The 24,279-nt window shown below is 73.6% G+C and carries 30 protein-coding genes and 2 tRNA genes; 11 read left to right on the top strand and 21 right to left on the bottom strand.

Features of this window, described 5'->3' with window-relative positions:
* Positions 1-3: 3 nt before the first annotated feature.
* The 6 genes from ACIA6B_RS09950 to ACIA6B_RS09975 all read right to left on the bottom strand — a co-directional run bounded on the left by ACIA6B_RS09950 (position 4) and on the right by ACIA6B_RS09975 (position 4,208).
* The gene (locus tag ACIA6B_RS09950; RefSeq protein WP_396772366.1) at positions 4-774 is read right to left on the bottom strand and encodes an SGNH/GDSL hydrolase family protein; all 771 of its coding nucleotides are present in this window, start codon (positions 772-774) and stop codon (positions 4-6) included.
* Positions 775-968: 194 nt separating this feature from the next.
* On the bottom strand, positions 969-2,153 hold the full coding sequence (locus ACIA6B_RS09955; RefSeq protein ID WP_396772367.1) for a TolB family protein: 1,185 nt from the start codon (positions 2,151-2,153) through the stop codon (positions 969-971).
* A complete protein-coding gene (locus ACIA6B_RS09960; protein ID WP_107158158.1) occupies positions 2,150-2,680 on the bottom strand; it encodes a SigE family RNA polymerase sigma factor in 531 nt (176 codons plus the stop codon). Before ACIA6B_RS09960 ends, ACIA6B_RS09955 begins: the two co-directional genes overlap by 4 nt.
* 102 nt (positions 2,681-2,782) lie before the next feature.
* A complete protein-coding gene (locus tag ACIA6B_RS09965; protein ID WP_396772368.1) occupies positions 2,783-3,298 on the bottom strand; it encodes a putative immunity protein in 516 nt (171 codons plus the stop codon).
* Positions 3,295-3,861 carry a putative immunity protein gene (locus ACIA6B_RS09970; RefSeq protein ID WP_396772369.1) on the bottom strand — a complete coding sequence of 189 codons (567 nt, stop codon included), beginning with the start codon at positions 3,859-3,861 and terminating at the stop codon, positions 3,295-3,297. The genes ACIA6B_RS09965 and ACIA6B_RS09970 overlap by 4 nt, the downstream gene beginning before the upstream one ends.
* The gene (locus ACIA6B_RS09975) at positions 3,858-4,208 is read right to left on the bottom strand and encodes a hypothetical protein (RefSeq protein ID WP_396772370.1); all 351 of its coding nucleotides are present in this window, start codon (positions 4,206-4,208) and stop codon (positions 3,858-3,860) included. Before ACIA6B_RS09975 ends, ACIA6B_RS09970 begins: the two co-directional genes overlap by 4 nt.
* Before the next feature lie 95 nt (positions 4,209-4,303).
* Between ACIA6B_RS09975 and ACIA6B_RS09980 the strand changes: the two genes are divergently transcribed.
* On the top strand, positions 4,304-5,107 hold the full coding sequence (locus ACIA6B_RS09980) for a helix-turn-helix domain-containing protein (protein ID WP_396772371.1): 804 nt from the start codon (positions 4,304-4,306) through the stop codon (positions 5,105-5,107).
* Positions 5,098-5,307, top strand: coding sequence for a DUF397 domain-containing protein (locus ACIA6B_RS09985; RefSeq protein WP_396772372.1), 210 nt, complete (start codon positions 5,098-5,100; stop codon positions 5,305-5,307). Before ACIA6B_RS09980 ends, ACIA6B_RS09985 begins: the two co-directional genes overlap by 10 nt.
* A 90-nt stretch (positions 5,308-5,397) precedes the next feature.
* Here ACIA6B_RS09985 and ACIA6B_RS09990 read toward each other — a convergent pair whose 3' ends face one another.
* Positions 5,398-5,772 carry a VOC family protein gene (locus tag ACIA6B_RS09990; RefSeq protein ID WP_396772373.1) on the bottom strand — a complete coding sequence of 125 codons (375 nt, stop codon included), beginning with the start codon at positions 5,770-5,772 and terminating at the stop codon, positions 5,398-5,400.
* Between the two features lie 113 nt (positions 5,773-5,885).
* On the opposite strand from ACIA6B_RS09990, the gene ACIA6B_RS09995 reads away from it, so the two are divergent.
* The 4 genes from ACIA6B_RS09995 (at position 5,886) to ACIA6B_RS10010 (ending at position 9,287) form a co-directional block, all read left to right on the top strand.
* Positions 5,886-7,655, top strand: coding sequence for a proline--tRNA ligase (locus tag ACIA6B_RS09995; RefSeq protein WP_396772374.1), 1,770 nt, complete (start codon positions 5,886-5,888; stop codon positions 7,653-7,655).
* Between the two features lie 55 nt (positions 7,656-7,710).
* Entirely contained in the window at positions 7,711-8,130 is a 420-nt protein-coding gene (locus ACIA6B_RS10000; RefSeq protein ID WP_107158151.1) for a CBS domain-containing protein, read from the top strand.
* Between the two features lie 78 nt (positions 8,131-8,208).
* A complete protein-coding gene (locus tag ACIA6B_RS10005) occupies positions 8,209-8,634 on the top strand; it encodes a SufE family protein (protein WP_281933875.1) in 426 nt (141 codons plus the stop codon).
* Between the two features lie 20 nt (positions 8,635-8,654).
* Positions 8,655-9,287 (top strand): DsbA family protein, encoded by a 633-nt coding sequence (locus ACIA6B_RS10010; RefSeq protein ID WP_396772375.1) that lies wholly within the window; start codon positions 8,655-8,657, stop codon positions 9,285-9,287.
* Between the two features lie 36 nt (positions 9,288-9,323).
* Here the strand turns inward: ACIA6B_RS10010 and ACIA6B_RS10015 are convergent, their stop codons facing one another.
* The 4 genes from ACIA6B_RS10015 to ACIA6B_RS10030 all read right to left on the bottom strand — a co-directional run bounded on the left by ACIA6B_RS10015 (position 9,324) and on the right by ACIA6B_RS10030 (position 11,943).
* Positions 9,324-9,872 carry a YbaK/EbsC family protein gene (locus ACIA6B_RS10015; RefSeq protein ID WP_396772569.1) on the bottom strand — a complete coding sequence of 183 codons (549 nt, stop codon included), beginning with the start codon at positions 9,870-9,872 and terminating at the stop codon, positions 9,324-9,326.
* A 95-nt stretch (positions 9,873-9,967) separates the two neighbouring features.
* Positions 9,968-10,117, bottom strand: coding sequence for a hypothetical protein (locus ACIA6B_RS10020; RefSeq protein WP_396772583.1), 150 nt, complete (start codon positions 10,115-10,117; stop codon positions 9,968-9,970).
* 71 nt (positions 10,118-10,188) lie between these two features.
* The gene (locus ACIA6B_RS10025; RefSeq protein WP_396772376.1) at positions 10,189-11,562 is read right to left on the bottom strand and encodes an MFS transporter; all 1,374 of its coding nucleotides are present in this window, start codon (positions 11,560-11,562) and stop codon (positions 10,189-10,191) included.
* 54 nt (positions 11,563-11,616) lie between these two features.
* A complete protein-coding gene (locus tag ACIA6B_RS10030) occupies positions 11,617-11,943 on the bottom strand; it encodes a hypothetical protein (RefSeq protein ID WP_396772377.1) in 327 nt (108 codons plus the stop codon).
* 92 nt (positions 11,944-12,035) lie between these two features.
* Here ACIA6B_RS10030 and ACIA6B_RS10035 point away from each other — a divergent pair, with 92 nt between their 5' ends.
* Both ACIA6B_RS10035 and ACIA6B_RS10040 read left to right on the top strand, forming a co-directional pair.
* On the top strand, positions 12,036-16,547 hold the full coding sequence (locus tag ACIA6B_RS10035; protein WP_396772378.1) for an HAD-IC family P-type ATPase: 4,512 nt from the start codon (positions 12,036-12,038) through the stop codon (positions 16,545-16,547).
* A complete protein-coding gene (locus tag ACIA6B_RS10040) occupies positions 16,537-17,325 on the top strand; it encodes an MBL fold metallo-hydrolase (RefSeq protein ID WP_396772379.1) in 789 nt (262 codons plus the stop codon). The genes ACIA6B_RS10035 and ACIA6B_RS10040 overlap by 11 nt, the downstream gene beginning before the upstream one ends.
* 7 nt (positions 17,326-17,332) lie before the next feature.
* Here the strand turns inward: ACIA6B_RS10040 and ACIA6B_RS10045 are convergent, their stop codons facing one another.
* Positions 17,333-18,280: an L-threonylcarbamoyladenylate synthase gene (locus ACIA6B_RS10045; protein WP_396772570.1), complete on the bottom strand. Its 948-nt coding sequence runs from the start codon at positions 18,278-18,280 to the stop codon at positions 17,333-17,335.
* Between the two features lie 97 nt (positions 18,281-18,377).
* Positions 18,378-18,974: a helix-turn-helix domain-containing protein gene (locus tag ACIA6B_RS10050; RefSeq protein WP_396772380.1), complete on the bottom strand. Its 597-nt coding sequence runs from the start codon at positions 18,972-18,974 to the stop codon at positions 18,378-18,380.
* Positions 18,975-19,038: 64 nt separating this feature from the next.
* Between ACIA6B_RS10050 and ACIA6B_RS10055 the strand changes: the two genes are divergently transcribed.
* On the top strand, positions 19,039-19,629 hold the full coding sequence (locus tag ACIA6B_RS10055; protein WP_396772381.1) for a dienelactone hydrolase family protein: 591 nt from the start codon (positions 19,039-19,041) through the stop codon (positions 19,627-19,629).
* Between the two features lie 10 nt (positions 19,630-19,639).
* Here ACIA6B_RS10055 and ACIA6B_RS10060 read toward each other — a convergent pair whose 3' ends face one another.
* The 3 genes from ACIA6B_RS10060 to ACIA6B_RS10070 are packed head-to-tail and all read right to left on the bottom strand — an operon-like array spanning position 19,640 to position 20,877.
* Entirely contained in the window at positions 19,640-20,185 is a 546-nt protein-coding gene (locus ACIA6B_RS10060; RefSeq protein WP_396772382.1) for a hypothetical protein, read from the bottom strand.
* A 6-nt stretch (positions 20,186-20,191) separates the two neighbouring features.
* Positions 20,192-20,578, bottom strand: coding sequence for a VOC family protein (locus ACIA6B_RS10065; RefSeq protein ID WP_396772384.1), 387 nt, complete (start codon positions 20,576-20,578; stop codon positions 20,192-20,194).
* Positions 20,575-20,877, bottom strand: a complete 303-nt coding sequence (locus ACIA6B_RS10070; RefSeq protein ID WP_396772385.1) for an ArsR/SmtB family transcription factor — start codon at positions 20,875-20,877, stop codon at positions 20,575-20,577. Before ACIA6B_RS10070 ends, ACIA6B_RS10065 begins: the two co-directional genes overlap by 4 nt.
* Here ACIA6B_RS10070 and ACIA6B_RS10075 point away from each other — a divergent pair.
* Positions 20,831-21,058 (top strand): LPXTG cell wall anchor domain-containing protein, encoded by a 228-nt coding sequence (locus ACIA6B_RS10075; protein WP_396772386.1) that lies wholly within the window; start codon positions 20,831-20,833, stop codon positions 21,056-21,058. The genes ACIA6B_RS10070 and ACIA6B_RS10075 overlap by 47 nt on opposite strands.
* A gap of 112 nt (positions 21,059-21,170) precedes the next feature.
* On the opposite strand, the gene ACIA6B_RS10080 is transcribed toward ACIA6B_RS10075, so the two are convergent.
* On the bottom strand, positions 21,171-21,407 hold the full coding sequence (locus ACIA6B_RS10080; protein ID WP_396772387.1) for a hypothetical protein: 237 nt from the start codon (positions 21,405-21,407) through the stop codon (positions 21,171-21,173).
* Positions 21,408-22,049: 642 nt separating this feature from the next.
* Between ACIA6B_RS10080 and ACIA6B_RS10085 the strand changes: the two genes are divergently transcribed.
* Complete coding sequence (locus tag ACIA6B_RS10085; RefSeq protein ID WP_396772571.1) at positions 22,050-22,793, top strand: SDR family NAD(P)-dependent oxidoreductase; 744 nt, start codon at positions 22,050-22,052, stop codon at positions 22,791-22,793.
* A 92-nt stretch (positions 22,794-22,885) separates the two neighbouring features.
* Here the strand turns inward: ACIA6B_RS10085 and ACIA6B_RS10090 are convergent.
* The 4 genes from ACIA6B_RS10090 to ACIA6B_RS10105 form a co-directional block, all read right to left on the bottom strand.
* A tRNA-Ala gene (locus ACIA6B_RS10090) sits at positions 22,886-22,961 on the bottom strand.
* A 10-nt stretch (positions 22,962-22,971) separates the two neighbouring features.
* Positions 22,972-23,100, bottom strand: coding sequence for a DLW-39 family protein (locus tag ACIA6B_RS10095; protein WP_013283222.1), 129 nt, complete (start codon positions 23,098-23,100; stop codon positions 22,972-22,974).
* A 43-nt stretch (positions 23,101-23,143) separates the two neighbouring features.
* Positions 23,144-23,217 (bottom strand) — tRNA-Ile (locus ACIA6B_RS10100).
* A gap of 144 nt (positions 23,218-23,361) precedes the next feature.
* Positions 23,362-24,276, bottom strand: coding sequence for a DUF3566 domain-containing protein (locus tag ACIA6B_RS10105; protein WP_396772388.1), 915 nt, complete (start codon positions 24,274-24,276; stop codon positions 23,362-23,364).
* Positions 24,277-24,279: the final 3 nt, after the last annotated feature.

Here is a 24,279-nt window from a genome sequence, read left to right on the forward strand (position 1 = left end):
CGCTCAGCCGGCGTCGACCGGGCCGAGCACGGGCCGCTTGGCGGTGACGAAGTCGCCGGAGGAGCGGCCGGTCAGCCGACGCTTGATCCACGGGGCCAGGTGCCGGCCGGCCCAGCGCAGGTCGGCACCGCGGGCGGCGAGCCACGGGGTGGGCGTCGGGTGCGGCGGCACCATCAGCCACTCCTCCTCGCACCCCACGCCGAGCGCGGTGAGCACCTGTGCGGCGACCCGCCGGTGCCCGGCCGCCGACAGGTGCAGCCGGTCGGTGCTCCAGAGCATCGGGTTGAGGTACGCCTCGTCGGCGTAGAGGTCGACCAGGATCGCGCCGTGCCGCTCGGCGACCTCGCCGACGGCCCGGTTGAGCAGCGTCACCCGGGGCGCCACCAGCCGCTGGCCGGGCAGCCGGGCCATCACGTCGGCGAACCGGAACAGCACCACGTCGCTGCCGCCGGACCGCAGCCGCCCGATCACCGCGTCGAAGCGCGGGACGAAGACGTCCGGGTCGAAGTTGCGGCGCAGCACGTCGTTGCCGCCGGCCGCGAAGCTGATCAGATCGGGCTTCATGGCCAGCGCGGCCGGCACCTGCTCGGCCACGACGTTCGGGAACAGCCGGCCCCGGATGGCCAGGTTCGCGTAGCGGAAGTCGGGGCCGGCCTCGGCGGCCAGCCGGGTCGCGACCAGGTCGGCCCACCCCCGGTAGCTGCCGTCCGGATATGCGTCGTCCATGCCCTCGGTGAAGCTGTCGCCCACCGCCACGAAGCTGCGCCAGCGCACGGCGTCTCCCTCCGACGTCCCCCGCAGAAGCGTCGTCCAGTCTGTCACCGCCCGGTGCGCTCCCGCGCACCCCCCGGGCCCGGACGTGGTGGACGTCTCGCCGTTCGGCTCCGGCCGGCCGCCGCGACCACCCTCCCGCTGTGAACGACTGCGGGGCCGGACCACCGTCCGGTGTCCGCCCCCGCAGTCGACGGTCAGTCGACGACCTGAAGGATCTGCTTGTCCTTCAAGGCCGTCGGTTCCCGGCTCTCGACGATCTTCCGGCCGTCCGCGCCGATCAGCACGAGCACGTTGTGGTCACCGTCGCTCACCCGGGCCACCAGCTTGCCGTCGGCCCGGTACCAGGCCTGGAGCAGCGGCCGGCCGCCGAGCGGCAGGTCGACCTGCCGGCCGGTGCGGGTGTCGATCACGGCGTTCGCGTCGAGTTCCCGCGCCACGTCACCGGCCGGCTCGTCCGGCTCGCGCAGCAGGAGCGCCAGCCGGGACCCGTCCGGGGAGATGCTCGCGACGTCGAAGGACGAACGGGCGGCCGACCCACCGAGGCCCGGGATCATTTTCTCCGCCGAGCCGTCGGGTCGGTTCACCGCCACCCGGCCCTCCCCGTCCGCGTAGGCGAGGACCTTGCCGTCGGCCGACCACAGCGGGTGGCAGCCCTGAACCCCGACGATCGGTGTGTACGCGCCCGTGTCCAGGTCGAGAACGCCCTTCTCCGACACCGGGGACGGCTCGGTCCGCAGGATCACCGAGAGCGCGAGCCGGCGGGAGTCCGGGGACCACACCGGCGTCCAGCAGTCCGGTTCCACCTGACGGTGGCCGCCCGGCGTGAGTTTCCGGGAGTTGCCGCCGTCGACGTCGGCCACCCGCAGGTTGTCGTCCGGGTCGACCCAGGCGACGCGCCTGCCGTCCGGCGAGACGGCCGCGTTCAGGATCGCGGGGAGGCTGGGGAGCTTCGCCAGCCGGGTCGGCTGTGAGCCGGGCTTGACGGACCAGAGATACCCGACGGCCGAGGCGCCCTCGCCGGTGGTCGTCGGCCCGTAGAAGAGCCGCCCGATCGCAGCCCCGGCCGGACCTCCGCCGGTGGTGGTGCTCGGACCGGCGCTCGGTGAGCGGGACGGCTCCGCGCTCGGTGTGGAGGTGACCGGGGGCGGCGGGGTGCTGGTCACCGACGGCAGGGCCGGCGCGGGCGCCGAACCGTCCGGCCGGATCGCGAGCGCGGTCCCGGTCGCGGCGGCCAGCACCAGCAGTACGGCGGCGGAGGTGGCAACGGTCCGCCGGACGCCCAGCCGGCGCGAGGTACGCAGGGCCCGGTCCCGCAGGTCGACCGGGGTGACCTCGCCGGCCAGGTCGGCCAGGTCGAAGCGCAGGCGATCCTGGTTCATCGGACGGTTCCTTCCGTGGCGTACAGGTCGGCGAGTTCCGGGGCGACGGTGCGCAGCTTGGCGAGCGCCTTCGAGGTCTGGCTCTTGACCGTGCCGACGGTGACGCCGAGCAGGTCGGCGGCCTCGGTCTCGGTGCGGTCCTCGAAGAACCGCAGCACCAGCACGGCCCGCTGTTTCGCGGACAGCCGGGCCAGCGCGGCCCGGAGCGTGAGCCGGAGCGTGGTCTGCTGGGCGTGGTCGGGGGCCGAGTCGCCTCCGCGTGGCTCGGGCAGGTCGCCCGTCATCGACTCGGCCACCCGGCGGCGTCGCCACCAGGAGACCTGGAGGTGGTACATGATCTTCCGGGTGTACGCCTCCGCGTTGCCGCTGTCGTGCAGCCGGCTCCAGGAGCGGTGGGTACGGGCGAGGGCGGACTGGACGAGATCCTCGGCCAGGTGCTGGTCACCGGTGAGCAGGTACGCCGAGCGCAGGAGCGCCGGTGTGCGCGTGCGCACGAACGAGTCGAACTCACTCAGGAGAGGGTCCACACGAGCCGATCCTTCGGGTCAGTGGTGCGTCGGTCTGATGCCTTCCCAGACGTCGCCCCGCCGATCGATGGTTGCCACCGTCGGGTGGTCGGTCCCGGCGGCTCAGTTCTCGAACACCGACCAGCAGATGTCGTTGCGCAGCCGCTGGTCGTCGAGGACCAGCTCACGGATCGCCGGCGGGAGTTGGTCGCGCTGCCAGCGGCACTCGCGTCGGCCCGCCGCGTCGGCCTCCCCCGGCGGCGCGGCGGCCCGTGCCGCCTTGATGGCGTACGCGGCGGCGCCGAGTTCGTGCGCGGCGACGTGGGCGACGGCCCCGGCCTGGCCGGCCGCGTACGCGGCGTGCCGGGCGGCTCCCCGCAGGTCCCGGGCCGCCCCCATGGCGTGCCCGCCGGCCGCGCGGGACACCATCATCGTGACCTCGCCCCGCACCCAGGCCCGGATGTGTTCGATCGCCTGGCGCGGTCGCGGATCGTCGGGTCGGACCGTCTCGAACAGGCCGAGGACGTGCTCCGCGCAGTCGGCGGCCCAGAGCGCGAGCAGCCGGTGGTCGTCGTCGGTGAGCGTCCCGCCCCGGCGGATGGTCACGAAGCGGGGGTCCCGGACCTTCGGCAGGATCACGACGGGTGCTCCGTTCCGCCCGCGCGCAGGGCATCGTCCAGTTTGCTCATCAGGCGGGCGGTCCGACTGCTGCCGCCGGTCGCCGGCGGGTAGCGGCGGAGCACGTCGACGAGCACCGGGGTGGCCCACCGTCGCGAACGGTCCAGCAGCGCGTCGCCGACCGCCGGGTCACCGCCGGCCGTCAGCTCGCCGATGTGCGCCGCGCTCGCCGCGGCCCGCAGGATGTGGCCGACCTGGCTGGCCTGTGCGAGCGGATGCAGGTACGCGGCGGCGGCGGCATCACCGGCGGACCGCGCGGCCAGGCGCGCGGCCTCGGTGGGCGCGGACCGGGCGGCCCGGTGGGCGTCCACGGCCGTCACGCGTTGCCGGTGCGTCCGGTCGGCGCCGTCGACGAACGCGCGGGCCGCGTCGATCGCCGCCCGGGGCCGGGGATCATCGGGTACGGCGTGCTCGAAGACCGGCAGGACGTCCTCGGCGTGCCGGACCACGTAGTGCGCCACGACACGCAACTCGTCCATGGTCAGGTCGAAGTCCCCGGACACGACATTCCTGCGGGCGGTCACGTCGGTGGATCGTATCCCTCGACGACGCGCCCGGCGGCGCCTCGACGGTAGGGCCCCCAGCCGACGAACCTGTCGAACAGCTCGCGTGGGGTCGGGCCGTCGTGCGGGGCGAGCCGGAACAGGTCGTGGGTGGCCTCGTGGTAGAGCCCGGAGAGGTAGACGGCCAGGTCGACCGGGTGGTCGGCGTACTCGACGGTGAGCAGCAGCCGGGCCGGGGCGCAGGGCCACGGGCCGCCGCAGGCGCGGCAGAGCCAGAGTGGCCGGATCGGCAGGTGCGCCGGGTGGCCCGGCGGGCAGGGACGCGGTCGGTCCGGGTGCGGCCCGAGCCGGGGTACGGGCAGGTTCATGCGTGACAGTGTGCTGATCAGACCACTACGCTCGGAAGTCGCCACGGCCGGGGCGGGGCGGATCCGGGAACCGCACGGCCGATCGAGGAGGACGCGTGGAGAACGAGCCGACCGCCGAGCTGATCCGCGCCCAACTCCGCCGGCTGCGGCTGAAGGCCGAACTGAGTCAGGAGGAGTTCGGGAGACTCGTGCACTTCTCCAACTCACAGGTGTCGGCCGTGGAGTTGGGCCAGCGTCCGCTGGACCGGTTCTTCCTGCGCCGGGCCGACGAGGTGCTGGGCACCGGTGGGCTGTTGACGTCGCTGCTGAAGCTCGCCGAGCGGGACGGCCAGCCGAGCTGGTTCCGCCCCTGGCTGGACGCCGAACGCCAGGCCCAACAACTGCGCACCTACCAGCCGACCCTCGTCCCCGGCCTGCTCCAGACCGAGAATTACGCCCGCGCCATGATCCGCACCGACGACCTGATCAGTGATGACGAGGTTGAGCGGCGGCTCGCGGTGCGACTGGACCGGCAGGCGATCCTGTCGAACGCCAACCACCCGAAGTACATCGCGGTCATCGAGGAGTCCGTCCTGCGCCGCGCCGACGAGAGCTGCCGTGGGTTGATGGCCGAGCAGATCGTCCATCTCATCGAACGCACCGAGCATCCGCACATCGACGTCCACATCGTGCCGACGCGCGTCACCATGCACGTCGGCCTGGTCGGCCCGTTCGCTCTGGCCCGTGGCACGGACGGCGGCTGGGTCGGCCATCTCGAAAACCAGCTCGGCGGCGTGGTGGTCGACAACGACGAGGACGTGGCGACGCTGCTGTCCAGATGGGAGAGTGTTCGGAGCGAGGCGCTCCCGCGCCGCCAGTCGGCCGAGCTGATGAAGGAAGTGATGACCTCATGGAGCTGACCGAGGCGATCTGGCGGAAGTCCACCCGCAGCGGCACGCAGGGCGACTGCGTCGAGGTGGCGGGCAACCTGGTCGGGGTGGTCGGGGTGCGGGACAGCAAGGACCCGACCGGTCCCGTGCTCACCTTCGCCGCCGACGCGTGGCGTGCCTTCGTCCGGGATGGTGCCGGGCGCGACCCGTTCACGCCATCAAGTTCGTAGGGCCGCTCAACGACAAAAACTCGCCCGTGCTCACCTTCGCCGCCGCCGCGTGGCGTGCCTTCGTCCAGGTCACCGGGCAACGCCAGCGCCTCACAGGTAGAGGCAGAACGGGTGGCCGGCCGGGTCGAGGTGCACCCGTACGTCGTCCTGCGGCTGGTAGTCGGCCAGCGTGGCCCCGAGCGACACCGCGTACGCCGAGGCGGCCTCCAGGTCGTCGACCTTGATGTCGAGGTGGAGCATCATCGGCGGGTCCCCCGGACCGGCCGGCCACACCGGACGCACGTACGCCGGCTCGTCCTGGAACGCCAGCGTGGCCCCGCCGCCCGGCGCGGCCAGCACCACCCACTCCGGCTCGTCCTCGCTTCGCGGCCAGTCGAGCAGCCGCTCGTAGAAGCCGGCGAGTTCCTGTGCGGAGGGTGCGTCGAGCACGGTGGACGTCAACGAGAAACGCGGTCGCTCACTCATAGCGGTCTTCCTACCCGACGACTACGACGCTCACCCGCCTCCGGGTGCCGGTGCGGCAGCACCGGGGCCGAAACGGATCGCCCGGCCCCGGCTGGTCGCCGTACGCTGCGGCAATGCTGCTGCGCATGTCGACCCTGCTGCTCCGGACCCTGCGCGAGGACCCGGCCGACGCGGAGGTGCCGAGCCACCGGCTGCTGCTCCGCGCCGGCTACGTCCGCCGGGCCGCGCCGGGCGGCTACACCTGGCTGCCGCTGGGCAAGCTGGTGCTGGACCGGATCACCGCGGTCGTCCGGGACGAGATGGTCGCGATCGGCGACCAGGAGGTGCACTTCCCGGCGCTGCTGCCGGCCGAGCCGTACCGGACCAGCGGGCGGTGGACGGAGTACGGGGACGACATCTTCACGCTCGTCGACCGCCGGGGTGCCGAGCACCTGCTCGCGCCGACCCACGAGGAGATGGCCGCGCTGCTGGTGAAGGACCTGTTCACCTCGTACCGGGATTTCCCGGTGACGCTGTTCCAGATCCAGACGAAGTTCCGGGACGAGGCCCGCCCCCGGGCCGGCGTGCTGCGTGGGCGCGAGTTCCTGATGAAGGACGCCTACTCCTTCGATCTGGATCCGGCCGGGCTGGCGGCCACCTATGCCCGGCACCGCGAGGCGTACCAGCGGATCTTCACGCGGCTCGGACTGGACGTCACGGTGGTGCGCGCGACGTCCGGCGCGATGGGCGGCTCCGCGTCCGAGGAGTTCCTGGCCGCCACGCCGGTCGGGGAGGACACCTACGTCGCCTGCACGGCCTGCGACTACGCGGCCAACACCGAGGCTGTGGTGACCCGTGCCCCGGCCGCCGGTGACCCGGACGCGCATCCCGCCACGGCGGTGCACGACACCCCGGAGACGCCGACCATCGCGGCCGTGGTGGAGGTGGCGAACACCCGCGCGCTCGCCGGCCGCGCCGACTGGACCGCCGCCGACACCCTGAAGAACGTGGTGCTGGCCGTTCGCCGGCCCGGCGCCGAGCGCGCCGACCTGCTGGTCGTCGGCCTACCCGGGGACCGCGAGGTGGACCTGAGGCGGGTCGGCGCGGCGCTGGCCCCGGCCACCGTGACCGTGTTCGACGACTGGGCCGCGCATCCGGAGCTGGTCCGGGGCTACCTCGGGCCGCAGATCCTGGCCAAGCACGGCATCCGTTACCTGGTCGACCCCCGGGTGGTCGCCGGCACCACGTGGCTGACCGGGGCGAACGAGCCGGGGCGGCACGCCACCGACGTGGTGTGCGGGCGCGACTTCGTGCCCGACGGCACCATCGAGGCGGCCGAGGTGCGGCCCGGCGGCCCCTGCCCGTCCTGTGCCGACGGTGCGCTGACCATGCGGCGCGGCATCGAGGTGGGGCACGTCTTCCAGCTCGGCCGTCGGTACACCGACGCGTTCACGGTGGACGTGCTCGGCCGCGAGGGCAGGCCGGTCCGGCCCGTCATGGGCTGTTACGGCATCGGCGTGTCCCGGGCGGTCGCCGCCGTCGCCGAGCAGCACCACGACGACCGGGGACTGGTCTGGCCGGCCGCTGTCGCGCCGTGCGACGTACACCTGGTGGTGGCCGGGAAGGGGCCGCAGCTCGACGCGGCGCTGGACCTCGGCGGGCGGCTGGCCGACGCTGGCCTGCGGGTGCTCGTCGACGACCGGGCCACCGTCTCCGCCGGGGTGAAGTTCACCGACGCCGAGCTGATCGGCATCCCGCGCGCCGTCGTGCTCGGCCGCCGGCTGGCCGACGGGTACGCCGAACTCCGTGACCGGGCCTCCGGTGAGCGCACCGAGCTGCCGGTCGACGCGGTCGTCGAGCGCCTGCGCGACGAGCTTGCCGCGACGCGCCGCAACCGGGTGTAGCAATCGTGCCACCGGGTACCGCAATCGGATCGACCGAGGCGTTTCGGAGGCTCTCATGTACCGCGTCAGTGACGTGATGACCAAGCAGGTCGTCTACCTTCCCGCAGAGACCCCGTTGGACGAGGCGGCCCGGGTGATGAAGGAGTCGGACATCGGCGACGTGGTGGTGACCGACGGCGCCACGCTCGCCGGCATGCTGACCGACCGCGACATCGTGGTACGCGCCGTGGCCGAGCGCGCCGACCCGGGCACCACCACGATCGGCTCGATCATCACCCGCGAGGTCGTCATGATCGAGCAGCACTGCACCGCGAACGAGGCGGCGGCGCTGATGCGCGAGCGCAACATCCGGCGCGTGCTGGTGTGCGACAGCGACCGGAAGCTGGTCGGCATCGTCTCCCTGGGCGACCTGGCCATGCAGCTGGACCCCCAGTCGGCCCTCAGCGACATCAGCGAGGCCGCCCCGAACTCGTGAAAGGCGGGGCCCCTTCTCAACGCCTCTGGTAGAGAAGGGGCCCCTTCTCACCACCGGGCGGGCGGATAGCCTCGACCCATGCCCGAGATGCCGACCAAGCTGGCCGAGATCGTCGACGAGTTCGCCGCCGCCCCGCGCGACGTCGTGTTGGAGATGCTGCTGGAGTTCGCCGACGTGATCCCGCCCCTGCCGGAGGGAGTCGACCGGGAGGAGCTGGAGCAGGTCCCCGAGTGCCAGACCGCGTTCTTCCTGCGCGCCGAGGTGAACCCGGACCGCACGGTGAACACAGTCTTCGACTGCCCGCCGGAGGCGCCGACCACCCGGGCGTTCGCCGGCATCCTCGCCGAAGGGCTGGCCGGGGCGAGCGCCGAGCAGGTGCTGGCCGTACCGGACGATCTCTACCAACGGATGGGCCTGGCCCAGGCGATCAGCCCGCTCCGGGTGCGTGGCGGCACGGCCATCCTGGCCCGACTGAAGCGGCAGGTCCGGGAACAGATCGCCTGACCGGCGGGTTGTCGCTGGTCATGGAGATCGAGATCTACGCCGACGTCGTCTGCCCCTGGTGCTGGATCGGCAAGCGCCGGCTCGAACAGGCCCTCGACTCGTACGACGGCGAGGTGACCGTCCGGTTCCGGCCGTTCCAGCTCGACCCGACGCCGGTCGCCGAGCCGAGGCCGCTGCTGGACGCGCTGGGCGACAAGTTCGGCGGCCGGGACAAGGCCGAGGGCATGGCCGCCCACGTCTCCGGCGTCGCCGCCGGCGCGGGGCTCGATCTGCGGTTCGACCGCGCGGTGGCGGCGAACACGTTCGACGCGCACCGGCTGGTGCGGTTCGCCACCGAGCACGATCGGGCCGCCGAGACGGTCGAGCGGCTCTACCGGGCGCACTTCTTCGACGGCCTGGACGTCGGCTCGATCGACGTGCTCGTCACGCTCGCCGGTGAGGTCGGGCTGGACGAAGCCGAGGCGCGTCGTTACCTGACGTCGAACCTCGGTCGCCGCGAGGTGGCCGCCGAGCTGACCGCCGCGCACCAGCTCGGCGTCTCCAGCGTGCCGACGTTCGTGCTGGCCGGGAAATACGCGGTTACCGGCGCCCAGGAGCCGGAGACGCTGCTCGCCGCGTTGCGCGAGGTCGAGCAGCGCGAGGCGGCCGGGTGATGTTTCACGTGGAACAAGATCGATGCCGGTGAGCGGCTAGGCCGGTCGGGCCAGCCCGTCCACCACCTGCGCCCCCGGCAGCGCGCCGAGCGCCGGCCCGGGCAGTGCGATCTTGCTGTGGCGTACGCCCGATCCGATGATCACGTGCGGCGTGGCGATCACCCGCGCGTCGACCAGGATCGGCCACTCCTCGGGCAACCCGATCGGGGTGATCCCGCCGTACTCCATCCCGGTCAGCTCCACCGCCTCGGCCATCGGCGCGAAGCTCGCCTTGCGGACGTCGAGCAGCTTGCGGACCACGCCGTTCACGTCGGCGCGGGTGGTGGCGAGCACGATGCAGGCGGCGTACCGGGTCTCGCCGCCACGCTTGCCGGCGACCACCACGCAGTTGGCCGACTCCGCCAGCTCCACCTCGTACGCCGCGCAGAAGGCCGCGGTGTCGGCCAACTCGGCATCGATCGGGGCGACCAGCACCTCCGCCACGTCGACCGGCGCCTCGTCCGGCCACCGCTCCACCGCCGCGGCGACCGGCGGAGCAAGCAGGTCCAGCCGGAGGCGGGCCGGCTCGGTCTTCAGCGTCCCCATCACGGGTGCGATCCTCGCACCTGTGCGGAGAATCCGCTCGCCAGCGTGTTAAGCGGGGCCTCCTGCTATGCCGAATCCGTTAACCGGGGCCCTCCTTACACCTCGGTGAGGTGGCGGCGTTGCAGCGGCTCGGGGCGGTTCGCCTCGGCGTCCTGGATGCCGTGCCGGACCCCGACCCGGATCACGCCGTAGAGGAAGACGAAGCCGAAGACGTAGAGCACCACGGTGGCGACGAAGACCAGCATGGGTACACGCTAGGTCGACGACGGACGCGACCGGCTCTCGTCTTCGCCGCGTTCCCCCGAACGGGGTCCGGTCAGTGCGCCGCCGACGGGACCACCCGCCCCGCGAGCACCAGACCGAGCAGGCCGCAGCCGGCCGCTACGGCGAGCGTGGCCGCGTAGCTGGCCGGGCCGGGCGACGAACCGGCGGCCAGCACCGCCCCGGTCAGCGCCAGCACGGTGGCCGCCGCCAGCGAGTCCCCCAGTTGCAACGCCGAGGAGTTCCGGCCCTGCTCGGCCGGGGCGGACAGCTCCAGCGTGAGCACCGACAACGAGGGGTAGAGCAGCCCCATGCCGAGGCCGGCGACCGCCCAGGCGGCCACCGCGAGCGCCACCGGCACGCCCGGCAGCAGCGCCGACGCGACACCCGCCGTGCCGACCGCGATGCTGGCCAGCCCGGCCCGGGGCAGGCTGGCGGCGGACCGGGGCGCGGCGATCCGCCCCTGGAACCAGGAGCCCACCGACCAGGAGAGCGCCCCGACGGTGAGCACCAGACCGGCGCCGGTGGGCGTGAACCCGCGTTCCCGGGAGAGCATCAGCGGGATCACCACCTCCGCGCCGACGAACGCCGCCGACGCCAGCCCGCGCAGGCCGATCACCGTCGGCAGCCCGCGCGCCGCCCGCAGGAACCCGGGCGGCAGCAACCGGGGTACGCAGGCGAGCATCCCGGCCAGCGCCACGCCGATCAGGCCGACGGCGTACGCGCCGCGCTGCTGCCCCCCGTAGTGCAGCAGCGCGGCGCTCGCCCCGGCGCCGCAGGCCCAACCCACCCGGGCCAGCGCGCCGACCGGCGGCCGGGTCGGCACGACGCCGGCCAGCGTCCGCAGCCCCGGCTGGATCAGCAGCACCGCCGGCACCGCGACCGCCGGCACCGCGAGGAACACCCAGCGCCAGCCCAGGTGCTCGACGATCAGGCCGGCCAGCGCCGGACCGACGAGCGACGGCACCACCCAGGCCGCCGCGAAGGCGGCGAACATCCGCCGCCGCAGCCGCTCCGGGTACGCGTGCCCGACGATCACGTACAGCGCCACGGAGAGCAGACCGGAGCCGAAGCCCTGCACCACCCGCCCGACGACGAGCGTCCCCATGCTGGTGGCGGCGCCCGCCACCGCCAGCCCGGTGACGAACCAGGCGACGCCGTGCCACATCGCCGGCCGGGGTCCGCGAGCGTCGCACCAGATGCCGGACGCCACCATCGCCACCACGCCGGAGGCGAACGGGCCGCCGAAGGCCAGCGCGTACAGGCCGAGCCCGTTCAGGCTGCGCGCGACCGTCGGCATGGCGGTGCCCACCGCGAGCGCCTCGAACGCCAGCAACGACACCAGGGCGACGCTGCCCACGGTCATCGCCCGCAGGCGTGGTGACCAGAGGTCCCGGTCCTCCGCTGCGGCGGTGGCGGCGATCGTCATGCACCCAGCCTGTGACCTCAACCGCGGTTGAGGTCAACTGTGGGCCCGGTCTCGTCAGGCGGTCTCCAGCGCCTCGCCCACGCCCTTCACCAGGCCGGAGAAGTGCTGGTCGGCCAGGACGTGCCCGGCGGTGATGACCAAGGCCAGCGGCCACTCGATGACCTGCAACGCGGTGAGCACCCCGATGCCGGCGTAGTAGGCCAGCTTGTCCGGCGGGGGCACCGCCACCTCACCCAGCAGCGGCACGTCCACCCGCCGGCTGTACGCCCGGACCATCTCCCGCGATCCGCTCAGATGTCGGGTCAGTGTGCTCATCCCAGCCTCCCCGGTTTGCGACGACGGCATCGACCCGATCGGCATTCCACCGCCCCCGTCGTCCATGCCCCGGGCGGTGGGGAAACTTCCCCCTCCCGGAGGGCATAACGGACGTCGCGCCGGGAAGTCGGGCCGCCGGGACGAGTCCGGGAGGCGAGATGGCGTACGGCTTCGCCGGTCTCCTGTTGTCGCCGGCCGCCGTACCGGACGCGGTCGCGCGGGTCGCCCGTACCGTCGGATCGGTCCTGCCCGGCGCCGCCGTGCCGACCGGGGTTACCGAGGCGGCGGGCGCGGTCGGCACGGCCGCCACCCGGCTGGCCCGGGTGGCCGGGCTGACCCGCCGTCGGGTGTGGTCCGCCGACGGCCGGCACCACATCGAGGTGCACGGTGTCTGTCAGGACGGCGGGGACCGGCTGGCCCGGCAGGTCGAGGCGGCGTTGGAGGCGGTGCCCGGCGTGGCCTGGGCGCGGGTGAACGCGCCGTCCGGCCGGGTGGTGGTGGCGACCCGGGAGCCGAGGCCGAAGCTGCGGGACCTGATCGACACGGTGGCGCGCGCCGAGCACACCTGCCCGTACGAGCCGGACCCGGAGATCCCGCCGCCGCATCCGCCCGAGGAAGGGCCGCGCACCCCTCGTACGCTCGGCGCGCTGGCCTCCGACGCGCTCGGCCTGACCATCTCGGCGGCCACCCGGATCCTGCCGTTCACCCCGGTCCCCGGGGAGGTCGCGGGGCTGCTGAACGCGGTCGACCTGCACCCGAAGCTGCACGCGCTGGCCGACCGGGGGCTACGCGCCGACCCCCGCGCCGAGGTGTTCTTCCCGCTGGCCGAGGCGGTGGTGCAGGGTCTCACCGGAGGGTGGGCCGGCATCGTGCTCGACGGCGCGCAGCGGGTGGTGCAGTGGGGTGAGGCGCGCGCCCAACTCGCCGCCTGGAGCCGCGCCGAACCGCGGCTGACCGGCGACCCGGACCGGGCGGTCGCCCGGGTGCCGGACGGGGAGCGTCCCTGCCCGGTCCCGGACGGCCAGGCCGAGCGCTACGTCCAGCGGATGCTGGCGGCGGGCGCGGCGGTCGGCGCGGCGGCGGTTCCGTTCGCCGGCGGCAAGCGGGCCGCCGCGCTGGGGCTCTCCGCGCTGTCCAAGGCGCCCGGCAGCGGTCGCGAGGGGTACGCGGCGCAGCTCGGCCGGATGCTGGCCCGGCGTGGCGTGATCGCGATGGACCGCAGCGTGCTGCGCGAACTGGACCGGATCGACACCGTGCTGCTGGACGCGGCGGTGCTCGGCTCCGACCGGGGGGTGCTGGCCGACCTGGCGCCGCTGTCCGGCGCCGACACCGGCCAGGTGGCCGCCCGGGCGTTCGCCCTCTTCGACCCGGCCGACCCGGACGCGGTACGCGCCGAGGACGGCTGGCAGATCGGGCCCCTGGACCGGCTGGCCGCCGAGGACCCGGGGGACACCCCGGACAGCGAACGGTTGCGTGCCGACGGCGGACGGCTGCTCGGGCTGGCCCGGGACGGTCGGCTCGCCGCCGTGCTGCGGGTCGAGCCGGAACCCGCCCCCGGGGTGGACGCGCTGGTGTCCGCCACCCGCCAGGCCGGGTTCCGGCTCGTGATCGGTGGCGCCGAGGACGGCCGGTACGACGTGGGCGACAGTCGCGTCCCAGGTGGAACCCGGCTCGCCGACGCGGTACGCGACCTGCAACGCGAGGGCGCGGTGGTGCTGGTGGTCTCCGGCGAGCGGTCGGCGCTCGCGGCTGCCGACTGCGGACTCGGCGTGGCCGCGCCCGACGCCCTGCCCCCGTGGGGCGCGCACCTGCTGGTCGGCGACGACCTGCGCGTCCCGGCCCTGCTCGTCGACGCCGCCGGGGTGGCCCGCCGGATGACCCGGCAGAACATCCGGATCGCCATGGCCGGCAGTGGGCTCGGCGCGCTCGGCGCGTTCACCGCCGACCGGCGGCAACTGCCCGGCCGGACCATGGCGGCGGTGAACGGCGCCGCCGCGGTCGCGTTCGCGCACGGCGTGTTCCGGGCGCACCGGCTGCCGGACCGCACCGGCACCCCGGTGCCCGCGCTCACCGCCTGGCATCTCATGCCGGTGGAGACCGTCCTCGACCAGCTCGGCACGCACTCCGGCGGGCTGACCGACGAGGAGGCGGAGCGTCGGCGGGGCGCCGGTCCCGGCGACGGCCACGGGCCGGCCGGGCTGCTCCGCGCGTTCGTCGACGAGCTGTCCAACCCGCTCACCCCGGTGCTGGCCGCCGGCGCGGTGCTCTCCGCCGCGTTCGGCTCCCTCGTCGACGCGGCGCTGGTCGGCGGTCTGGTCGGCGGTTCCGCGCTGATCGGCGCCGTGCACCAGCGCAACACCGAACGGTCGCTGGCCGAGTTGCTGTCCCGCTCGGCGGTCACCGCCCGGGTACGACGGGACGGCGCGGAGCGGGTGGTGCCCGCCGAGGACCTGGTGCCGGGCGACGTGGTGAGCATCTCCTCCGGGGACGCCGTACCGGCCGACTGCCGGGTGCTGACGAGTGACGGCCTGGAGGCCGACGAGTCGTCGCTGACCGGCGAGTCGCTGCCGGTGGCGAAGAGCCCCGACCCGGTGGTCGCGGCGGCGATCGCCGAGCGGCACTCGATGCTGTTCGAGGGCACCACGGTGGCCGCCGGGCACGGCACCGCCGTGGTGGTGGCCACCGGCGCGGAGACCGAGTCGGGGCGGAGCCTGGCGCTGGCCCGGCAGGCCCCGCCGGTCAGCGGCGTGGAGGCCCGGCTGGGGAAGCTGACGAACAGCGCCGTACCGCTGGCGGCCGGCTCGGCGATCGCGGTGGCCGGAGCGGGGCTGCTCCGGGGCGTACCCCTGGCCGAGACGGCGGCGACCGCCGCGAACCTGGCCGTGGCGTCGGTGCCGGAGGGGTTGCCGTTCCTGGTCAGCGCCGCGCAGTTGGCGGCGGCGCGGCGGCTGGCCGCGCACGGCGCGCTGGTCCGCAACCCGCGCACGATCGAGGCGCTGGGCCGGGTCGACGTGCTCTGCTTCGACAAGACCGGCACGCTGACCGAGGGGAAGCTGCTGCTGGCCGGCGTGGGCACCGGCGACGACCGGTACGCCCCGGCGGACCGCCTCGACGACGAGCCGCTCCGGTCGACGCTGGCCGCGGCGCTGCGGGCCACGCCGGCCGCGGCCGACCCGGACGAGTTGCCGCAGCAGACCGACCGCGCGGTACGCCGAGGCGCGAACGCGGCCGGCGTGACCGAGCGCACCGGCGCGGCGGAGTGGACCGCTACCGGTGGGCTGCCGTTCGAGCCGTCCCGGGGGTACAGCGCCGCGGTCGGTCGTACCGCCGACGGGTCGCTGCTCAGCGTGAAGGGCGCGCCCGAGTCGGTGCTGCCGCGCTGCGCGTCCCGGCGGACCGCCACCGGGGACCGGCCGTTGGACCCGGCCGGCCGGGACGAGGTGCAGGCCATGCTGGCCGACCGGGCCGGCGCCGGGCACCGCATCCTCGCCGTGGCCGAGTGCCGGGTGTCCACCGACGCGGTCACCGACGAACAGGTCGACGGCCTGGTGTTCCTGGGTTTCCTGACGCTGGCGGACGGGGTGCGGGAGAGCGCCCGGCCGGCGGTGGAGCGGATCCGGGCGGCCGGCGTGCACACTGTCATGATCACCGGTGACCATCCGGCCACCGCCGAGGCGATCGCGGCCACCATCAGCCCCGACCACGGCCAGCAGCGGGTGGTGACCGCGACCGACCTGGACCGGCTCGACGACGACGCGCTCGCCGAGCGGCTGATGGCCACCGACGTGGTGGCCCGCTGCACGCCCGCGCACAAGGTCCGGATCATCCAGGCGTTGCAGCAGCGGGGCCGGACCGTGGCGATGACCGGCGACGGCGCCAACGACGCCCCGGCGATCCGGCTGGCCGACGTGGGCATCGCGCTCGGCCAGCGGGGCACCCCGGCCGCCCGCGCCGCCGCCGACCTGGTGGTCACCGACGACCGGCTGGAGACGATCATCGCCACGCTGGTCGAGGGGCGGGCCATGTGGTCGTCGGTCCGGCACGCGTTGAGCATCCTGGTCGGCGGCAACCTCGGCGAGATCGCGTTCAGTGTGCTGACCGCCGCCTCGACCGGCCGGTCCGCGCTGACCGGGCGGCAACTGCTGCTGGTCAACCTGCTCACCGACCTCGCGCCGGCGCTCGCCATCGCGGTCCGGCCACCGGCCGACGACCGCACCGACCACCTGCTGCGGGAGGGCCCCGATTCGTCGCTCGGCGCCACCATGACCCGGGAGATCGGGCTGCGCGCGGCGGCGACCACGCTGGGCGCGACCGCCGGCTGGACGCTGGCCCGGTGGACCGGCACGCAACGCCGGGCCGGTACGGTCGCGCTCGCCTCGCTGATCGGCACCCAGCTCGGCCAGACCGTGCTGGCCGGCGGCACCAGCCCGACCGTGCTGGCCGCCACCGCCGCGTCCGTCGGCGTGCTGGTCCTGGTGGTGCAGACGCCCGGGGTCAGCCAGTTCTTCGGCTGCACCCCGCTGGGCCCGGTGGGCTGGACCATCGCCACCGGCTCGGCGCTCGGCGCGACGTTCGCCAACGGCGCGCTGACCCGGCTGGTGGACCGCCTGCCGCAGCCCGGCTCGCATGGGCACCCCGATCAGGGGTACGGCGAAGGGCATGACGCCTGAGGTGACGTTCGTCGGTACGGCGACCACGGTGCTCCGGATCGGCGGCTTCACCCTGCTCACCGACCCGAACTTCCTGCACCGGGGGCAGCGCGCGTACCTGGGCCGGGGGTTGTGGTCGAAGCGGAGCACCGGCCCGGCGCTGACCATCGGCGAGCTGCCCCCGCTGGACGCGGTGGTCCTGTCCCATCTGCACGGCGACCACTTCGACCGGGTGGCCCGGCGCGGGCTGGACCACGCCCTGCCGATCGTCACCACGCCGCAGGCGGGACGCAAGCTGCGCCGCTGGGGCTTCGAGGCGGCCGAGGGGCTGCCCACCTGGCGCGCGTACGAGCTGCACCGGGGCGACGAGACACTGCGCCTGACCGCGCTGCCCGGCCAGCACGGGCCGGGGCTGCTGGACCGCGCGCTGCCGGACGTGATGGGCAGCCTGATCGACCTGGAACAGGGCGGTGAGCGGCGGTTCCGCCTCTACGTCACCGGGGACACGCTGCGCCGGCCGCAGTTGGCGGAGATCCCCGACCGCTTCCCGGGCATCGACGCCATGCTGATCCACCTGGGCGGCACCCGCATCGCCGGCATCCTGCTCACCATGGACGCCCGGCAGGGCGCGGACGTGGTGGAGCTGGTCCGGCCCCGGCTCACCGTGCCGATCCACTACGACGACTATCCGGTGTTCCGCTCCCCGCTGCGGCACTTCGTCGAGGAGGCACGGCGGCGGGGCTTCGCCGGTCGGGTGCGTACCGTCCACCGTGGCGAGACGGTGCCGCTGACGCCCTGACCGCCGCTCAGTGCCAGGTGGCTGCCGCCCGGCGCAGCCGGTCGTTGATCGCCCGCCCGACCCCTTCGTCGGGCACCGGCTCGGCGACGATCTCGGTCACCCCGGCCGCGTCGAGCCGGTGCAACGCGTCGAAGAGCCGTGCGGCGGCCACCGTCAGGTCACCCGTCGGCGACAGCACCTCCACCGCCGCCCAGTCGCCGTCCGCCGGTGGCTCCCGGAAGGCCAGGAATCCCCGCCGGCCGCCGTCGCGCGCATCCGCCGCACCCAACCGCAACGGGGTACGCGGGGCGTAGTGCGCGGCCAGCGTCCCGGGCGCGACCGGCTGACCGGAGCTGCCCTGGCGAACCTCGACCGGTCCGGCGGCCTCGACCAGCGCCTCGACCGGCAGCGCGCCCAACCGCAGCACCACCGGCCGCTCGCCCCGGGCGTCCACGATCGTCGACTCGATGCCGCAGCGGGTGGGCCCGCCGTCGAGCACCACGTCCACCGCGCCGCCCAGCCCGGCCACCACGTGCTCGGCCCGGGTGGGGCTGAGCTGGCCGAACCGGTTGGCGCTCGGCGCGGCCACCGGTACGCCGGCGGCGGCGATCAGGGCCCGGGCGGCCGGCTCGTCGGGCACCCGGACGGCCATCGTGTCCAGGCCGGAGGTGACGATCGGCGGAATCGTCGCCGGCCGGTCCACGATCAGCGTGAGCGGACCCGGCCAGAACCGCCGCACCAGCGCGGCCACGGCCGGCGGCACGGTGCCGACCAGCGCGGGCAGGTCGGCGGCGTCGGCCAGGTGGCTGATCAGCGGGTCGAAGCTGGGCCGCGCCTTCGCCTCGAAGATCCGCGCCGCGACCCGGGCGTCGAGCGCGTTCGCGCCCAGCCCGTAGACCGTCTCGGTGGGGAACGCGACCAGGCCACCGGCGCGCAGAACGGCGGCGGCCTCGTCGATGCCGCTGCCGGCCGGCAGGACACGCGGGGATCCGTTGCTCACGCTGCGACGCTAGCCTGCCCGGCTCCCCGTCCCGTCCCGGCCCCCGCCGCACCGCGGTTCGGCGCGGGCGGGGTCAGTCGTCGGGGTGGTCCGCGTCGGGGTGGTCCGCGTCGGGGAGGGTGGGTGCGTCGGTGGGGTAGAGGCCGGCGGCGAAGCCGTAGACCTGGTCTCCGGCGCGGGGGATCTGGGCGAACCGCCGGGCCAGCGCCTGCACCTCCGCCCAGAACTCCCGCACGTCCTCGATCGGGATGCGCGCGTGCACCAGGGTGCACCGCAACTCGTCGGCGGCGTGCGCGGCGGCGGCCTCCGCCGCGGCCTCGGCCAGCCCGTTGATCCGGGCGACGACCTGCTTGTCCTCGGCCCGGTTGAGCGCACCGACGTAGAACGTGCGCGCGACCCGGCCGTAGAAGCGTTCCTCGATGGCCCGGACCCGGCGGGTACGTACCACCCGCAGCAGGCCGGCGTCGACGAGCTGGTTCACGTGGTAGGCCACGCTGCTCTTCGGCCGGTCCACGGCGCGGGCCAGCTCGTTGACCGTGGCCGCGCGCTCCAGCAGCAGCTCCAGCAGGGTGCCGCGCAGGGGGTCGGCGAGCGCACGCAACTGCTCGGGCGCGGTGACCACGAGCAGGTCGTCGAGGTCGTAGTCCGGGACCCGCTTATTGACCGACATTTCTCGACCGTTCTAATATTCTGGTTCGTTCGATGATTCCGGTCCGACAGTCGGGAGTCTAGAGATGGCCGAGATCCTCCTTTTCCACCACCTGCAAGGGCTCACCGACGGCGTACGCGCCCTCGCCGACGCCCTCGGCGACGGCGGGCACACCGTGCACCTCCCCGACCTCTTCGACGGCGAGCGTCCGGCCAGCGTCGAGGAAGGCTCGGCGCTGGTCAAGCGCATCGGAAGGGACGTCCTCGACCGGCGTGCCGACCAGATCGCCGCGGACCTGCGCCCCGACCTGGTCCACGCCGGCGTCTCCTGGGGCGCCGCCACCGCCCAACGGCTCGCCCAGACCCGGCCCGGCGCACGGGCTGCCCTGCTCTACGAAGCCTGCCTGCCGGTCACCGGCGAGTGGGCGCTCGGCCCCTGGCCCGACGGCGTGGCGGTGCAGGTGCACGGCATGGAGCGGGACCCGTTCTTCGGGCTGGAGGGTGACATCGACGCCGCCCGCGAACTGGTCTCGATCGTCGGCCCGGACCGGGGAGAGCTGTTCGTCTACCCCGGTGACCGGCACCTGTTCACCGACAGCTCGCTCCCGTCGTACGACGCGGAGGCGACCGCGCTGGTGGTGACCCGCAGCCGCGACCTCCTCGACCGGTTGGGCTGACCGACGGAACTCAGCGCCCCTTCGCCAGCGCCTCCACCTCGGCGAAGCTCGCCACCCGGTCACACTCGTCGTCGGTCAACCTGTTGATCAGCGCCTTGGCCGCCTGAGCCTGCGGAGTGGTGGGCAACGCGCCCGCGACCAGCTCCGGCAGCGCCAGCTCGTAGCCCACGCGCGCCCGGGGGGAGTACCGCTCCCGGGCGCGTGCCACCGCGGTCGCCACCCGTACCGCATGCTCGTTGCCGGGTGTCACGTGCGGACGGTCGACCTCCCGCGCCCCGAACCGCATCCGGTGGCGGAACTCGCACTGCGCGCAGGTCACCGGCCCGCCGGTCAACCGGGCTCCGCAGGCGGGGCACGTCAGTCGGTCGAGCGCACCGTCCACCGTCCGCCAGTCGTACGCCGCGGGATCGTCCACGACCAGCCAGGCCAGCTCGGTCTCCTCCGGGGAGCCAGGAGCCACGTCCAGCTCGCGCAGCAACAGCTCCCAGGCGCCACGGATCTCCCTTTCCAGCCCCGCCACGGTGTCGGCCAGCAGCGGACTTCGCCAGACGGGCACGGAACGCTACTTGTACTGCGCGATCTGGATGAGGTTGCCGCAGGTGTCGTCGAACACGGCGGTGACCACCGGACCCATGTCGACCGGCGCCTGCGTGAACAGCACACCGAGCTGCCGCAGTCGGTCGTGCTCGGCCGCCACGTCGTCCACCGCGAACTGCGTGAACGGGATGCCGTCGGCCGCCAGGGCCTCCTTGAACGCCTTGGCGGCCGGGTGCGCCTCCGGTTCCAGCAGCAGCTCGACCCCGTCGGGAGCGTCCGGCGAGACGACGGTCAGCCAGCGGTGCTCACCGGTCGGCACGTCCGTCTTCTTCACGAAGCCCAGCACGTCGGTGTAGAAGCGCAGAGCCTTCTCCTGGTCGTCGACGTACACGCTGGTCAGGTTGATTCTCATGGGGTCTCCCGGGTGGGTTCGGGCCTGAGCCACCGCTCGGTGATGGCACGCAGCGGCCGGGTGTCGAGGTGGTGGAACTTGTACCGGCCCTGCCGGCGCGTGACGATCAGGCCGGCGGCCTCCAGCACGTCGAGGTGCTGGGAGATCGCCTGCCGGGACGAGCCGACCTGGTGCCGGGTGGCCAACCGACCGCAGATCTCGAACAGCGTCTGACCGTCGCGCTCGGTCAGCTCGTCAAGGATCAGGCGGCGGGTGGGATCGGCCAGCGCCTGGTACGGGTCGCCCACGCCGCTCATCATAGGCAAGTGCCTACTTGCCTATCAAGCGCCGCGCGGGCGCTCGACCGCGCGTTCGGGCGGTGGGCTGCCCCTGACCGGCGCCGACACCGCGACCGTGGTCACCATCGGCGCTGCGCTTCTGCTGCTCGGTGGCGCGGGCTACCTGATCGGACGCCGACGCCGTTCCCGCTTCGTGGCGTAGCTGACGCCGATGCGCCCGGCTCGACGTCTCGTCGGGCCGGGCGCATCGCCTGTGGAGGAAGGGCCCCGCCCCACCACACCGGCACGTCAGGACTTCTTGTGGCGTCCCGGAACTAGCGGGGAACGGCGCAGTACGTGAGCGTGCAGTAGAGCTGGACGCTGTTGCCGCCGACCTGGCCCTCGGCGTAGAAGTCGTTGTTCGGGTACTGGTTCGCGAGGTAGATCGGCCCGGCGTACTGGGTGTACTGGCCGGCGTCCTCCTTCGAGCCGTACGTCACCCCGCCGCCCGCGGGCACCCTGACGAGCGTCGCTCGGGTGTATCGCGTCGCGCCGGAGGTGTTGAACGTCACCGCACACATGGTGTTGCTGTTCCGGTGCTTCGAAACCACGAGGCGGCCGTTGGAAAATTCGTGTGCCTCAATGCGAACGTACTCCGTGCCGCCGCAGATTTCCGGGCCGGTCGCCGCCTGCGCCGGAGTCGCAATCCCTCCGACGAGGAGCACCGAGGCAAGAGCGGTGGCCGCCCCACCAACAATTTTCAAATTTTTCATGGCGAGGATTATAGGCATGCCCCCTGTCGATCTGGGAAGCGTCGAGGTGGCGGCCGTTCGCGCCCTCCTGCAAGCGCGCTCCCCCCACCATCAGCGCGGGATGAGCCTCGCCGCACCTGACGGTAAGCACGCTGACAGCAGGCATTCAGAACAGAATTCTCGGCCGTTTCAAGCATTCGCACTCAGTGCCCTCCGCATCTCAGCCGAGCGCCCAATCTCGGCATGCTCGGGCTTCCGGGCCACTTCCTCACAATGTCGCGCATCTACTCCCCAACCTGGCGATCAGCGCTGCGGTCATGGGCAGGTTGACCCCGGACCACCCGGGCGGCTGCATGCCCCGGTCGGTCCTCACCGGGCATGCATCCGTGGGTAGCCGGTGTCGCGAACGCGTCGTCCGATCACCGCCAGACGGCTGACCTTCCGTCGACCAGGCTTTCCGTCATGAACAACGCACTTGACGGCAAGGTAGCTCTCGTTACCGGTGGGGGCCGTGGCATCGGTGCCGCGGTGGCCCTGCGCCTGGCCCAGGACGGCGCCGATGTGGCGCTGACGTTCCAGCAGAATCAGCAGCGCGCCGACGACGTGGTGGACCAGATCAAAGCGGTGGGACGGCGAGCGATCGCCGTGCGGGCCGACAGCGCCGACCCGGCGGCGGTGGTCACCGCGGTGAACCAGGCCGCTGGCGAGTGGGGTCGGTTGGACATCCTGGTCAACAATGCCGGCGCGTTCCTGCTGGGACCGCTGGAGCAGCTGAGCCTGAAAGAGTTCGAACAGACCGTCGCGGTCAACGTCCGGGCACCGTTCGTCGCCTCGCAGGCCGCAGTGCCCCACATGGCGGCCGGTGGCCGGATCATCAACATCGGCAGCAACATGGCGGAGCGGGCGGTCTTCCCGGGCTTCTCGCTCTACGCGATGAGCAAGACCGCCCTGATCGGCCTGACCAAGGCACTCGGACGTGAACTCGGCGGCAGGGCGATCACCGTGAACCTGGTGAACCCGGGAGCCACGGACACCGAACTGAACCCGGCCGACGGCCCCAACGCCGACACGATCAACGGGTTCACCGCCCTCGGCCACTACGCGGAGCCGGCCGACGTAGCCGCTGCGGTGGCGTTCCTCGCCGGCCCGGGCGGTCGTTACGTCACCGGGGCGACGGTCAACGTCGACGGAGGCTTCACCATCTGACTCATCGGCTCACCGCCGGGCTGTCCACCCTTGCGCACGGCTACGGCCCGTTCCTTGAGCTGGAAGCGGGCCGTACCGTTTTGCCGAAGTGCTGGTGGAGCCCAGGGGACTCGAACCCCTAACCCCTGCCTTGCAAAGGCAGTGCTCTGCCAGTTGAGCTAGGGCCCCGAGGCGGCGCTCAGCGCAGGTCGGGGGCGGTGGTCGCCTCGTGCCACAGGGCGCGCTCGTCGTTCGACGCCTTGACCTTCTTGGCCACGACGGCGGCCACCCCGACGATGCCGGCCAGGATCAGGAGCTTCTTGAACATGGGATTGACCCCTTGCGCTCGACTACCGTCGGACGATGTGCGGTGGGGCTAGCTGGAATCGAACCAGCGACCTCAGAGTTATCAGCTCTGCGCTCTAACCGACTGAGCTATAGCCCCGCGTGGCGACGAGCAAGGTTAACCCATGCCCGCCAGCGCGCCCAAATCGGGGGGCCCGTGGCGGAAGCACCCGCGCCGTCCCGAACCTACCCGGACGCACGACGCCGGGGCGACCGCTTTACGCGGTGCCCCGGCGTCATCGAGTCAGTCCCGCTCGGCGAGCGTCAGCTCGATCCCGCCGACCAGGTCGGCGCAGACGTTGTAGACGAACGCGCTCAGCGTGGCCAGCGCGGTGAACAGCACCACGTTCACCAGGCCGATCAGTGCGGACGTGAGGATCACGCCCTTCGCGGTGATGCGGAACCCGCCGCCGCCCGAACCGCCGCCGGCGTTCACCAGGTCGGTCAGGCTGTCGTTGACGCTCTTGAACACACCCATCGCGTCGAGCGCGAGGTAGAGCACCGACGTGGCCACCACCACCACGATGAAGAGCACCACCGAGACCGCGAAGGCGAACTTCATCACGGACCACGGGTCGATGCGCTTCAGGTTCAGCCGGGCCCGGCGCGGCCCGCGCGAAGCGGCCGAACCGACCGAGGTACGCGCGGCGCGTACCGCCTCACCCACGCGCGCGGCGCCGACCGCCGCCGCGCCGCTGATGCCCGGCGGCAGGCCGCCCCCGTTGGCGGGACGTCCCGGGTTGCCGCCGGCCGGGCCGGTGGCCTCGGGTGCCCCCTTCGGGGCGGTGCCCAGGCCCGCGCCGATGCGCGGCTGCGTGCCGGTGGTGCCGGTGGAGGCCCGGGCGGCGGCCGGCGGCCGGGCCGGCGGTGTGTTCGTGGCGGGCTTCGCCGCGGCCGGAGCCGCGAAGCCGTCGGCCGATGTCGGCGCGTCGATCTTGGTCTCGGACGCCTCGCGGGATTCCGAACCGTCGGTCGGCTTGTCGGGCGGCGGGGCCATGCCGGGGGCCCGGGTGAACTTCGGGGCAGGCGCGTCGGCGGGGACCGTGGCCCGACCCACGGCCGCACGGCCGGTCGCTGGTGTACCGCCCTGTGCGGCCTCCTCGTCGACCGGGGTGGCCGAGGTCCCCTTGTTCCCCGACTTCGCCTGTGTCTCCGTCATCAA

Source organism: Micromonospora sp. NPDC051141 (assembly GCF_044455765.1).
In the GTDB taxonomy this organism is placed as follows: Bacteria; Actinomycetota; Actinomycetes; order Mycobacteriales; family Micromonosporaceae; genus Micromonospora.

Excerpts from the sequence above, each read along its gene's own strand:
- ACIA6B_RS10040 (WP_396772379.1), top strand. The coding sequence starts at position 16,537 with ATGACGCCTGAGGTGACGTTCGTCGGTACGGCGACCACGGTGCTCCGG.
- ACIA6B_RS10015 (WP_396772569.1), bottom strand. The coding sequence starts at position 9,872 with ATGGGGACGCTGAAGACCGAGCCGGCCCGCCTCCGGCTGGACCTGCTT.
- ACIA6B_RS09990 (WP_396772373.1), bottom strand. The coding sequence starts at position 5,772 with ATGAGTGAGCGACCGCGTTTCTCGTTGACGTCCACCGTGCTCGACGCA.
- ACIA6B_RS09985 (WP_396772372.1), top strand. The coding sequence starts at position 5,098 with ATGGAGCTGACCGAGGCGATCTGGCGGAAGTCCACCCGCAGCGGCACG.
- ACIA6B_RS10050 (WP_396772380.1), bottom strand. The coding sequence starts at position 18,974 with ATGTCGGTCAATAAGCGGGTCCCGGACTACGACCTCGACGACCTGCTC.
- ACIA6B_RS10070 (WP_396772385.1), bottom strand. The coding sequence starts at position 20,877 with ATGATGAGCGGCGTGGGCGACCCGTACCAGGCGCTGGCCGATCCCACC.
- ACIA6B_RS10035 (WP_396772378.1), top strand. The coding sequence starts at position 12,036 with ATGGCGTACGGCTTCGCCGGTCTCCTGTTGTCGCCGGCCGCCGTACCG.
- ACIA6B_RS10085 (WP_396772571.1), top strand. The coding sequence starts at position 22,050 with ATGAACAACGCACTTGACGGCAAGGTAGCTCTCGTTACCGGTGGGGGC.
- ACIA6B_RS10105 (WP_396772388.1), bottom strand. The coding sequence starts at position 24,276 with ATGACGGAGACACAGGCGAAGTCGGGGAACAAGGGGACCTCGGCCACC.
- ACIA6B_RS10005 (WP_281933875.1), top strand. The coding sequence starts at position 8,209 with ATGCCCGAGATGCCGACCAAGCTGGCCGAGATCGTCGACGAGTTCGCC.
- ACIA6B_RS10025 (WP_396772376.1), bottom strand. The coding sequence starts at position 11,562 with ATGACGATCGCCGCCACCGCCGCAGCGGAGGACCGGGACCTCTGGTCA.
- ACIA6B_RS09975 (WP_396772370.1), bottom strand. The coding sequence starts at position 4,208 with ATGAACCTGCCCGTACCCCGGCTCGGGCCGCACCCGGACCGACCGCGT.
- ACIA6B_RS10055 (WP_396772381.1), top strand. The coding sequence starts at position 19,039 with ATGGCCGAGATCCTCCTTTTCCACCACCTGCAAGGGCTCACCGACGGC.
- ACIA6B_RS10095 (WP_013283222.1), bottom strand. The coding sequence starts at position 23,100 with ATGTTCAAGAAGCTCCTGATCCTGGCCGGCATCGTCGGGGTGGCCGCC.
- ACIA6B_RS10030 (WP_396772377.1), bottom strand. The coding sequence starts at position 11,943 with ATGGACGACGGGGGCGGTGGAATGCCGATCGGGTCGATGCCGTCGTCG.
- ACIA6B_RS09955 (WP_396772367.1), bottom strand. The coding sequence starts at position 2,153 with ATGAACCAGGATCGCCTGCGCTTCGACCTGGCCGACCTGGCCGGCGAG.
- ACIA6B_RS10010 (WP_396772375.1), top strand. The coding sequence starts at position 8,655 with ATGGAGATCGAGATCTACGCCGACGTCGTCTGCCCCTGGTGCTGGATC.
- ACIA6B_RS10065 (WP_396772384.1), bottom strand. The coding sequence starts at position 20,578 with ATGAGAATCAACCTGACCAGCGTGTACGTCGACGACCAGGAGAAGGCT.
- ACIA6B_RS10020 (WP_396772583.1), bottom strand. The coding sequence starts at position 10,117 with ATGCTGGTCTTCGTCGCCACCGTGGTGCTCTACGTCTTCGGCTTCGTC.
- ACIA6B_RS09995 (WP_396772374.1), top strand. The coding sequence starts at position 5,886 with ATGCTGCTGCGCATGTCGACCCTGCTGCTCCGGACCCTGCGCGAGGAC.
- ACIA6B_RS10000 (WP_107158151.1), top strand. The coding sequence starts at position 7,711 with ATGTACCGCGTCAGTGACGTGATGACCAAGCAGGTCGTCTACCTTCCC.